Below are 11,253 nucleotides of genomic sequence, written 5' to 3'. Positions count from 1 at the left end.
AGGGACTGTCAGCTATGAATTGACGCTTAGTCCTGGGTCTTAAGTCCGAAAAATTTAAAAGTATTAATGAGCCTAAAATTTTTAATTTCCCGCCGGTTCAAACCCTGAGCAGGCGATGCAAGCGTTCCAGCGTTCCATTTTTTCACGCGCGGAACACCGCGGAACGCTATGAAACACGCTCATTATCAGCGTGTTTCATCTTTCAGTAAATTATTGCATTTAGCTAAGTGATTGATAGTCAGCCAATATCAAATTTGTTTTTTACCGACATTGTTGCAATTTGCTGATAGTCAATTATTTCGTGTTTTGGGACTAGACAATTGCAGCTTTATTTTCCGGAGTTAAGAATTATTTGCACCTTTGCGGAAATTTGGTTTTAGCGCAACAGTAAATCTAAAATCGTAATTCTAAATTCGTAAATCACCTGGTCCCGTAGTTCAACGGATAGAATAGGAGTTTCCTAAACTCTAGATATGAGTTCGATTCTCGTCGGGACCACTAAAATCAATGTTAAAAAATGATAAAAGCCTGCAAATCAAATGATTGCAGGCTTTTGTTTTTTAGTCAAAACACCAAAATATGCACCAAATACCACCAAAAAAGTGAGTAATTCGGTGAGTACTTAAAGGGTCGGACTACTACTCACCGAATTCGTCATAATCTATTGATATTCAAGCTGTTCAAAAGGTGAACATCTTGATTCAGATTGCTTGCAAGCCTACTTTTGTTTAACTTTTTAATGCTTGTAATCATGAAAACGAATTTCAGTCTACTTTTTTATTTAAAAAAACAAAAAATCTATGATTCGGGTCCTAAGCCTATTTATATGCGCATTACCGTTAACGGGAAACGTGCAGAAGTATCCGCTGGCAGGGATTGTGAGCCTTCTGTTTGGAATAGTCATGCCGGACGGTGTATCGGCACTAAATCAGAAATAAGGGCTTTAAATAGCTATTTAGACACACTGCAAGCCAAAGTATTTAACGCGCATCAGCAATTGATAACTGCCGGAGACGATGTCACAGCGGACAGGCTACGGGATCAGTTTATTGGCCGCTCTGATAAAGCATATTTTATCGTTGAATTATTCAATGAGCACAATGAACAGGTGAAAGCTTTAATTGGAAATGGTTTTGAAGCCAATACCCTTAAAAGTTATCGCAGTTCTTTTAAGCATTTGTCTGAGTTCGTCCTGCATCAATTTGGAAAAACCGATATCGACATTAAAAAGTTAAACCATGCCTTTATCGTCAATTATGAATTCTACTTAAAAACAGTGTGTAAATGCAGCGGAGTATCTGCGGCTAAATATGTAAAACATCTCAAGAAAATTGTCAACTATTGCCTGGCTAACAAATGGCTAACCGATAATCCTTTTATCAATTATAGATCAAAGGCTAAAGCAAAAGAAAAAGAGTTTTTAATGTCCGAAGAATTGGAAGCAATTGTTGTTAAGAATATCACGATTGAAAGGCTCAGACAAGTGAGAGATGTATTTGTTTTCTGCTGTTATACAGGTTTATGCTACGCAGATGTTCAGAAGCTTCAAAAGCACCAAATAGCTAAAGGTGTCGATGGCGAACAGTGGATATTTACCACCAGGCAAAAAACAGACACAAGTACGAGAATACCCCTGCTAAGTTTAGCGGTCGACATTGTCAACAAGTATGAAGATCACCCACAATGCGCAAATAAAAACCTGGTTTTACCGGTTTTAAGTAATCAAAGAATGAATAGTTATCTAAAGGAAATCGCAGATATATGCGGGATTACAAAAACGCTTACATTTCATATGGCACGGCACACGTTTGCTACTACCGTAACACTATCTAACGGTGTTCCTATTGAAAGTGTCAGCAAAATGTTAGGACATAACAGTATTAAGACAACACAGCATTATGCAAAGGTTTTAGACTTGAAGGTAAGCAAGGATATGGCTCTGTTAAAAAAGAAATACGCAACCATCTAAAAATAATTGACTCTAAGGCCGAATTTTTCGGCCTTAGAGTTATCTCAAAAATATTAAAATGGAAACAATATTAAAGCCTGATGAAGTAGTGATGAATCAAATTTACTACATCAGAAATCAAAAAGTTATGTTAGATAAAGAACTAGCCGAATTGTACCAAGTTTCAACAGGTGCATTAAATCAGGCTGTCGCGAGAAATATAAAGCGTTTTCCGGGAGATTTTATGTTTCAACTTAGCGAACAAGAATGGTCAAACTTGAAATCACAAATTGTGATATCAAGTTGGGGCGGCACAAGAAAATTACCTTATGCTTTTACTGAACAAGGCGTTGCAATGCTGTCAGGTATATTGAATAGCGATAGGGCAATCGCCGTAAACATCCAAATAATGAGAATTTTTATTCGTATCAGGCAGATGTTTATTGATAATACCGATCTGCGTTTGGAGATTGAAAAAATCAAAAACAAATTAGACAATCAGGATAAAAACATGGAGATTGTATTTAGGTATCTTGATGAACTTATAGAGAAAAAGCAAGACCTACCGGAACGTAACAGAATTGGATTTAAACCAGATGGCTTTTAGCGAATTAGAAGGCAACTATAGCGTAGGGGAATATTTTTATCTTTCTATCGATTTGGTATTCAATATCTTATAGCGGTTTCATTTCGCACTCACCGCTTTACTCACCACCTTGCTGACGCAAGGTGCAATTGTGATATAAAGTTAAACATTTACTATGATTTTTCAAAAAAATCAGTAAAATTCCGATGCTTTCCAGGTCAAAAAGTAGACAACGTGCCCCCATCGATTTTAGGCTTGTCACTTACCTTGGAGTGGCCGGGAGTCGTTTTCAATGACGGTGCCCGAGCTGCTTATTTAAGCTACTGACAATAGTTTAATTAATTATATTAGCGTTAGGATATTTTGATGGGTAAATCACAAACAAACCGCAGGAAAAGAATTAGGATTCGGCTATAATTGCTTCAATCAACTATAAATCTATTGCAGAACAATTAATACATAATAAATAGTTATCTAATGTAGAGTAGGTAGTATCAATTAACATTAAGGTCATAAATCTGCCAGATGATTATAGATTAGCCAAATGGTTTTATACCTTTAAGCATTTGTCAAACATAGATAATGTCAACTTCCAATAACAGATTAAACAAACCATTACGAATTCTGTCAATCGACGGCGGCGGAGTGCGCGGCATTGTACCGGCACGGCTACTGAGCGAAATGGAACAGCAACTGCAGACCCAATATCCAGGAAAGTCGTTATGGCAGTGTTTTGATTTGATTACCGGGACATCGACAGGCGGTATCATAGCGCTCGCAATTGCATTTGGCATACCAGCCAAAGAAATACTGGATTTTTATTTGACAAAAAGCAAGATTATTTTCGGAAATAAAAAATGGGCGGGCAGGGTGTTTTATGCAAAGCACGAACGGACTGACTTAGAACAAATCGTTCGCGAGCTTTTTGCATCCTATCATGGTGGTACAGATCCGCTGATCGGGGATTGCAAGACGCATGTGGCGATCCCCGTCTACGATCTGAATAAGGGTTGTCCACGGGTACTGAAGTCAGCTTATCATCCTTTACTCGAGCGCGATCACCAGTTGCCGGCGTACATGGCAGCTATGGCTACCTCCGCGGCACCCACTTTCTTTGAACCCTTCTCCGCCTATTATAAAAACCTGCACGGAAAAAAAACAGATTTTTTGCACAATATCGATGGCGGTGTTTTTGCCAATAACCCAAGTTTAGGTTGCCTGATTGAGGTACAGCGATCATTTAATGTGCCCCTGAAAAATATCCGCATGCTGTCCCTGGGAACCGGGCATTTGCGGCGTTTCGATCAGCAGCAGCGGTCCAATTACGGCCTTTTTTACTGGATGCGGAAAAGCCGCCTGATCGAAGTATTCCTGCAGGCGCAGGCACAAGAGGTGGAAAACCTAATCAGCATTATGAAAAATGGGCTGGGCAAAAGCGATCCCGACAGTTTTACTTACATTCGTGCCGACGCCGAAATGAACAGCAAAACCAAAATTGAACTGGATGAGACCTCAACCGGGAAGTTAGCGTATTTGTCGGACATCGGTCGTGACTTATGGCATAAGCATCAACCGGAAATCAATAAAGAATTTTTCAATTAAATTTAACCCTATCGTCCTTAATCATTAAAAATGCGCTACATTGGTTCAAAGTCCAGTTCTATCGAAGAGATTTTCCGTTCAGTATCCCCATACCGGACGGCAGGGACTTTCTGTGATCCGTTCGGCGGGACATCGACGGTAGGTGCTTATTTCAAGCATAAAGGGTTCCACGTCTATACTGGTGATCTTCTATTATTCGCTCATTATATCCAGGTTGCCAAGCTTGCGTTCAATGAGCCGCCATCATTTAATGCCGTCAAAACAACCTTAAGCATTACCGATGCAATGGGTCTACCAACCTATTTAAACCAAATCCCGGACGTGTCCGGCTGGTTCGTTGAAAATTTTGCCGTTCGGCGGCAATATTTTACGCTGGCGAATGCGGCTAGGATCGAAGCCTGTTGGCAACAAATTATCTCGTTTCAGGAAAGGGGATTGATCACCTTTCAGGAATATGCTTTCCTGATGGCCTCGCTCATTGAATCGATGGACAGGGTGGCGAATACCGCCGGCACTTATTATGCATATTTGAAAAAGTTTTCGATCAAGGCCTCCAGGGAATTCCGCTTTGAGTTCATCATGCCGGTGAACGGAGCTTTTGCTGGCGAATCTGACCTTGGCGATGCGCTGGAACTGATCAAACGGCGGCATTATGACGTTATCTATCTTGATCCGCCATACAACGACCGCAGGTATCATGGCTATTACCATTTGCCGGAGGCCATCGCCCGCGGTATTACACCTCAGGTGACGGGCAAAGCCGGCGTCTGTCATTTCGACCTGGACATTCCTTCAGACTTTTACGGAGCCTCATCCGCACTACTGTCGCTGGAAGATATCTTGGCCCATGCCGATTATAATTTGCTGCTTTTCCATTATTGTCCGAACGGGCTGATCCCACAATCCAAATTGGATGCGGTATTTCAGCAGTATGCCTCAACAACCCGCATTGATATCCAGAGCCTCGGCTATTCTACCAAACGGGCCGAGCGCAAGTCATCCACTTTATTGTACCTGATCCACAATGAACAAAGGCCTGCGTGATATAGCCCAAGCCGACCTGAGTCAACTTCAATCATTTTCAAGGATCAAGATGATTGCCGTGGACCTAGATGGTACCATCTCAGGCTCTGCTGTACTCGAGGTCTGGGAGAATATTATCTGGCTGATAAAACGCCTGAACTACGGACGTAATAAAACCGGCCTGATCATAGCTACTGGGCGTACCCTAACCGGCGCCAAACCGGCCATTAGGCTACTTTACCACACCCGCGACCTTCCCATCATTTTATATAATGGTTCGGTGGTGATCAATAACAACACTTATGAAGTACTGTACCGGAAGACGATCCCGAATCTGGTGTTAACCGAGATCGCCGCGCTGAGCGATCTGTTTGCGGTCAATGTTTTTGCCTATTATTATGTAGGTAAGGAAAAAGATCTTTTTGACACCTTGGACCGTTTGGAATATGTATTGGGATTCGGTCGTGACCGTTCGCTCGCCACGGAGTTTAACCAAATGCCAATCATCTGGGAGTTTGATGCCTCATACCTGGTGAATGCCCCGTCCGCTATACTGATCGATATCCGTAACATCATTCCCGGTGATAAAGAGCGCATCCTGGAGCGATTGGCGGCCATGCCCGAAATATCGGTCACATCCAGCGGTTTCGCTTACATAGAGATCCGGCCAGCCGGCAGCAATAAAGCCGAGGCCTTGCGCTTTGTCGCCGACACGCTCAAACTTTCCGCCATTGACTTTGCCGCCATCGGTGACAATGATAACGATGTCGAGATGCTAAGCTGGGTGGGCACCGGCATCGCGGTATCTAATGGCACCGACAGTGCGATCAGCGCCGCGAAATATGTATGCAGTCACAACGTAGCCTCTGGTGTCATCGAAGTACTGAGGCTCATCAAGCAATCTAAACGTTATCACGATGAATAAATTAACTGATTTTGTATTCGAACATAGTGCCGGTAAGTGGCAGGATTATGTCACGGAAGTAGTCGGCTTTTTAAGAAGCGCGTTATTTACATACGCCGACTTTGCGGTCATTCTCGACAAGGTGATCGGTCATCCCAACTCGAAGATCACTGGCCTTAAGTTCACGATCAAATCTAACGATCAGAACAGCGTGATCTTTGAATATGAGCAGGTGCCGGCGGGACAGGCAGCCGATAATCTCAACACACAATACCTTGATGGTCATAACTGGTTCCGCTACGAATACTCCATTTGGTATAAAAAGAATATAGAGAAGGATGGTACGGATAAGGATGAGGTCACACGTCTGGTCAGGCTGCTGATTGAGGCATTCTGGAAAACCTCCTCACGTGACGAGAACACACGTATCTGGACAAAGCTCGTACCTGGGACCGGGCAACTGATCAACTCTACTTTATCCTTCTATAAAAGCAAATGTCATTACATCACGATCTTATATTGTGATCTCGACCAGTTCCATGATCTCAACCGGACCCATGGCGATGCCGCGGGGGACCTCGTGTTGTTACAAATGGCAGCGCTGTTTACCCGGTTTGTAATCGATAAACCTGCCATCCTTTTGCATGACAAAGGGGATGAGTTCATTATCCTACTCTTTACCATGTATATCGAGGAAGGATTGGCTTTCGCCTATGATTTCCAAAAAACGCTCAAGTCCAGCTCCTTCGAGATCCCGACCGAACAGGGAAGTAAAAAACTGGAGTCGGAGATCACGGTCGGCATCAATATCCGGTATACGCAAACCAATGATGACCTTTCCTTTACATCCGAGATTAAGTTTGCCGAGCAGGCTGCTAAGGACGAGGAAGGCAAAAAGCGCTACCGGACCGCGAATCTACATAATGCGGCGCAGAGCACACTCGACATTCCGCCACTCAATGAATTTACTGCAAATGCCAGCAAACTCAATTTAAAAGTTTCGCCGGCCAAACGAATATTCAGAAATGTCTGGTTAAATTTGATCACGGAAGAGGTCGTGCGAATCCTTTCAGCCGGCCAACCCTTAAGCACGATCAGCGAGGTCCTAGATTGGATTCAGCCAGGCTATACGGAAAATTGCGCCGCGTTTCATGAGTACACAGATGTCCCGGATTATACCAAGGACTTTTCTGCCTTTGATATCCTGATCTCTGTCAATCGCGGTATCGTCATGCAAGATGTTGCTGGACGTGACGCGCATTTTTACGAGATCCGGAATACCGGCACTGCAATAGCCTTGTTTTCGAATAAACATGAGGTATTAAGCCTGGCCTCGACGTCGGCTATCGAATTGAAGATCGGTACGTTCTTCCAAAATGAGATCGTGCCAGTGGCGATATTGGTCAGGATAGGTCATAATGAGCTCAATGCCCCTGAGCGCATTTTTGGTGATATTATTACCGTCGATGACCGCCCAAGCATGGGCGGCGGCCTGCCGGATTTCTGGGAACTGGCGTTAGCAAAAGTGGTCAACCAGATCAACGCTGACCCGAACATCAAATTTGTATACATCATCGGCGAACGACAGTATGGCAGCAATACAGTAGAATGGCTGGAGCGGATCGCAGCCGGTAAACTCGATAAGCAAGGCATCGAAACGATCACCTATAAGATCCGTACTACGCATTCGGCGATTGATAATACCAGGACCCGGCTGAAGGATGCGGTTAAACAATATGACTCGATAGAGCAGATCGCCAAAGCCTATGCAGTACTGGTCACCGATGGTAAGGATATCGTCACACAGCAGCTAATGCCTGCCGATGACAGGCCGCCGGTATTTTTGCAAAAAGATGTTCGCATCAAGGATTATGCCCTTACAGCGGAAGATGGTTTTAAGGTCAAAACCCTGGCGGAAGCTTACCCCCTGATGCTGGAAGTTGCCAGGCTCTCCACAGCCAGTAACAGTATTCGCGACCAGGCACGTGGATTCCTGGGCGAGCTGATAGATTTTAAGGTGGAATTATCCAACCCGACTAGGGATCTTATCCCTTTTTACTACCGGGCCGACAAGGAAAAATTTGAAACTTATTTTGAAAAGTTGTTCCTTAAGGAGGATGGTCTGTTCGCTGTTCATTTGAATAAACAGCTGGACGCCGTTCTAAAACATATCGAAGAATCGATCCACAAGCAATATTCAACCAGACGGGCAATTCTAATCATTCCGAACCAGATCAAGCCCGATGACCTGAAGCCCCTCGGACTTGTTTCTGTGCGGATTATTCCCCGAGTCAGGAACACGAAGTCGGTAGGGCTCGTTTTCAGCTATACTTGGCGTACGGTAGAAGCCTTAGTCGGCTTTCCATACAGTTTGTACGGCTCGGTCAAATATGGCGAACATATTCAGGCCCTGCTCCAGGAAAGAATGAACGCGAAGGGTATCAATATTACTTTCGATAAAGTTTCCTATATCGCGAGTAGTTTACATATTTTTATGGATGAACAAGGTCAGGCAATCGCTAAAAGCATTATCAATGACGCCAGTATCTGATCATTCCTATGGTTACCTCATCCTACCAGCCGGTTACCGTTTAAACCACGAGGAGGTCACCGCGAGCGATGGCCGTGTAGTAACTTACCGTTCCATCCAAGTCATTCAGCTACAGGCTGGGGCAATTGAGGCTTTTATGACGGATCTGGCCCTTCCGCTGGTTATGAAAGTGATGGATGATTTTTATCTTTTTGATTACGGGGAAGAGACAGACGAAATCTATCGCTCTTTCTTTGATTATATCTCGTCTAGATATGAGCACCTGATCGATAAAAAATTGAACAGCGAGCTGATCGCCCAGTATTTCACTCGGATTGAAGCGAAATTCCCGGCAAAGGCAGTGCTCCAAGTGCTTGACCTGGGTTCAGGTTCCGGGATCTCAGCTATCGTCAAAAAAGAAAATCCTACCTGGTCAAGGATCAGCCTTTACGGTCATGATATCAGTCCACAAATGGAGAGCTTGTCCAAACAGGCGGGCCTGCAAATGCTGAATGCCCGGACCTTGGCGCGGCATGAAGATTATTATTTTGATGCGGTATTCGGGTCGTATAGCTTTCATTTCATCAAAGGACGCACTACTTATGAATTGATCTGGCAAAAACTCCGAATCGGGGGGATCGTCATAGCCAATTTTCACAAGCGGATCGGTCTGGAGAACGCCTTGGAATTTTTCGAATCGGTTAGAGCGGAAGTCGCGCTGGTAGCTACCTATGGCAAGAGTGAAATCTATCAATTCCGAAAAACGGCCAGCCCCTTTATCAGCCAAGCGGAGACACAAGATATTATCGCCGGTTTGCTCCATGCGGAGATCGAGACCGGTCAGCTGTTAAAATATCTGATCCGTTATGCACTGCTGCCAAGTTACGAATTGGAAGGATCGCTGGTGTTCCTAAAAGCAGATGTAGTACGCCTGAAACCTTTCTTTAGCTTTTTAACAATAGCTACCTGGGAATATGGCAGCCTAGAATTATATGATAAGATCTACGTGCTGGATTGCGGCGGTATTCGGCTTGAATTCAGTCGGGAGAACAGGTTATCTCATGAAGAATTCAATCCGGCGCTATTGATCGCACTGTTGATCCATAATGATGATGATCGTTCGAATATCAGTCCCATCTATTTCCCAATCGGCGAAAGTGTCCGGGTGACCATCCGTTCAGCCAAACTGAAGCTGTTGTTCGAACAAGCCAATGTGGACAACTTGTCTATCGAATCCGCGCGGGCGACCATTTTTGCGAATTCCGCCTCTTATATGGGTTCAAAAAAATCGCTCCGCCATTTCCTTTTTGCGGCGATCAAATCCCTCGTGCCCAGTTCTTATGTGGCTTTAGACTTGATGTGCGGCGCGGGCGCCGTGTCCAGTATCTTGGCGATGCGTTATCCGACTTGGGTGTCTGACGCTATGAGTTTCAGCCGGATATTAGCGGTAGTCCAGGGAAGCGGATTCTCTACAGCTAAAGCCGAGTTGGTACTGGAAAAACTCAGGCCCTACATAATTCAGAACCTGTTGGAGGCGGAAAAGTGGTACGAGCCCGCGCTCATCGCCGAAGACGACGCATTTCACCGACGCATCGGCCCGGATAATAAGCTGGCTTACAGTGAATTTTGTCGTCAGTATGCCTTTGACAACCCGGACTACCAAGAACACTATCGCGTTAAACAAAGCCAGGGGCAGGACGTACCATTCGAACTTTTTGCGATCGCCTATAGCAATATTTTTTTTGGGGTCAAACAGTCGCTGCAGATCGATAGCTTAAGATATGCGATCGAACAATTGCAAGATCCCGGAGAGCGGATCTGGGCACTAGGCGCCATGATCGCAACGGTAAGCGCGGTCGGTAATACCTATGCTGGTCATTTTGCCCAACCGAAATATAAGGATGCAGCTAGCTTGTCCGACAATGAGTTCATCCGCCTAGTCGAACAGCGCAGCCTTTCGGTCTTGAGTGAATTTGAAGCGAGGCTGCGGGCTTTTGCACATGAAAGCCAGTCTAAGCAATTATCGCTGATCCAGCCAATTGATGGCCCCTGGCCCAAAGCGGTAGCAGGTTTCGTCAAGAAATTCAAAACGCAGAACAAGTTTGTATACATTGATGCACCCTATACACGTGATGAATACAGCCGCTATTATCATGTGCTGGAAACCTTGGTAGATTACAAATATTATAACCTCACGGGCCTGGGGCGGATACCTGATAAAAAAAGCGGAGCTCGTTTCCGGTCCAATTTCTTTACGAGGGATGTGGGCAAACTTAAGCGGGAGTTTTTAGGCATGTTTACCGTTTTACTCGAAAATGACTGTTCCTGTGGTTGGAGCTATTCCAACAGTGCCGCGGCTGACTGTTTGGAGATCATTTATGAGGTCGTGGCCAGAACGCAGTGTTCGGTGGAATCCTTTGAAATTCCATATGAATATAAAGGCCAAGGTGGAAGGGCGCCTAAACAGATCAAGGAATATTATATCCATTTTTCACCGAAGCCGAAATGATAGAACTACAATGGATTAAGTTAAATTAGCCCCGAAAACACTTGATTTTTAGTATTTCACGGTTTCTTGTTTACTATGAATCAAGATTTATATATTATCATAAAAATGAAGGATAACTGAACATTATAAATAAATTCACTGCATTTTTTTG

General features: G+C 44.2%; 7 protein-coding genes and 1 tRNA gene. All 8 read left to right on the top strand.

Going from position 1 to position 11,253, the window contains the following annotated elements:
• Nucleotides 1-426 precede the first annotated feature (426 nt).
• The 8 genes from MgSA37_RS25060 (at nucleotide 427) to MgSA37_RS25025 (ending at nucleotide 11,102) form a co-directional block, all read left to right on the top strand.
• Nucleotides 427-498: transfer RNA gene (locus MgSA37_RS25060), tRNA-Arg, on the top strand.
• Between the two features lie 253 nt (nucleotides 499-751).
• Nucleotides 752-1,969, top strand: a complete 1,218-nt coding sequence (locus MgSA37_RS25055; protein ID WP_096357732.1) for a site-specific integrase — start codon at nucleotides 752-754, stop codon at nucleotides 1,967-1,969.
• Between the two features lie 58 nt (nucleotides 1,970-2,027).
• On the top strand, nucleotides 2,028-2,555 hold the full coding sequence (locus MgSA37_RS25050) for an ORF6N domain-containing protein (RefSeq protein ID WP_096356143.1): 528 nt from the start codon (nucleotides 2,028-2,030) through the stop codon (nucleotides 2,553-2,555).
• A 561-nt stretch (nucleotides 2,556-3,116) separates the two neighbouring features.
• Entirely contained in the window at nucleotides 3,117-4,136 is a 1,020-nt protein-coding gene (locus tag MgSA37_RS25045; protein ID WP_096356141.1) for a CBASS cGAMP-activated phospholipase, read from the top strand.
• 30 nt (nucleotides 4,137-4,166) lie between these two features.
• Nucleotides 4,167-5,180, top strand: a complete 1,014-nt coding sequence (locus MgSA37_RS25040; protein WP_096356139.1) for a DNA adenine methylase — start codon at nucleotides 4,167-4,169, stop codon at nucleotides 5,178-5,180.
• Nucleotides 5,161-6,084 carry an HAD-IIB family hydrolase gene (locus MgSA37_RS25035; protein WP_096356137.1) on the top strand — a complete coding sequence of 308 codons (924 nt, stop codon included), beginning with the start codon at nucleotides 5,161-5,163 and terminating at the stop codon, nucleotides 6,082-6,084. Before MgSA37_RS25040 ends, MgSA37_RS25035 begins: the two co-directional genes overlap by 20 nt.
• A complete protein-coding gene (locus MgSA37_RS25030) occupies nucleotides 6,077-8,614 on the top strand; it encodes a diguanylate cyclase domain-containing protein (RefSeq protein ID WP_096356135.1) in 2,538 nt (845 codons plus the stop codon). The genes MgSA37_RS25035 and MgSA37_RS25030 overlap by 8 nt, the downstream gene beginning before the upstream one ends.
• Complete coding sequence (locus MgSA37_RS25025; protein WP_096356133.1) at nucleotides 8,598-11,102, top strand: class I SAM-dependent methyltransferase; 2,505 nt, start codon at nucleotides 8,598-8,600, stop codon at nucleotides 11,100-11,102. The genes MgSA37_RS25030 and MgSA37_RS25025 overlap by 17 nt, the downstream gene beginning before the upstream one ends.
• Nucleotides 11,103-11,253 lie beyond the last annotated feature (151 nt).

It is taken from the genome of Mucilaginibacter gotjawali (genome assembly GCF_002355435.1).
GTDB lineage: Bacteria > Bacteroidota > Bacteroidia > Sphingobacteriales > Sphingobacteriaceae > Mucilaginibacter > Mucilaginibacter gotjawali.
This window is presented reverse-complemented; position numbering and strand designations above follow the sequence as displayed.

Coding starts and splice junctions, on each gene's coding strand:
- MgSA37_RS25055 (WP_096357732.1), top strand. CDS start 752: ATGAAAACGAATTTCAGTCTACTTTTTTATTTAAAAAAACAAAAAATC.
- MgSA37_RS25050 (WP_096356143.1), top strand. CDS start 2,028: ATGGAAACAATATTAAAGCCTGATGAAGTAGTGATGAATCAAATTTAC.
- MgSA37_RS25045 (WP_096356141.1), top strand. CDS start 3,117: ATGTCAACTTCCAATAACAGATTAAACAAACCATTACGAATTCTGTCA.
- MgSA37_RS25040 (WP_096356139.1), top strand. CDS start 4,167: ATGCGCTACATTGGTTCAAAGTCCAGTTCTATCGAAGAGATTTTCCGT.
- MgSA37_RS25035 (WP_096356137.1), top strand. CDS start 5,161: ATGAACAAAGGCCTGCGTGATATAGCCCAAGCCGACCTGAGTCAACTT.
- MgSA37_RS25030 (WP_096356135.1), top strand. CDS start 6,077: ATGAATAAATTAACTGATTTTGTATTCGAACATAGTGCCGGTAAGTGG.
- MgSA37_RS25025 (WP_096356133.1), top strand. CDS start 8,598: ATGACGCCAGTATCTGATCATTCCTATGGTTACCTCATCCTACCAGCC.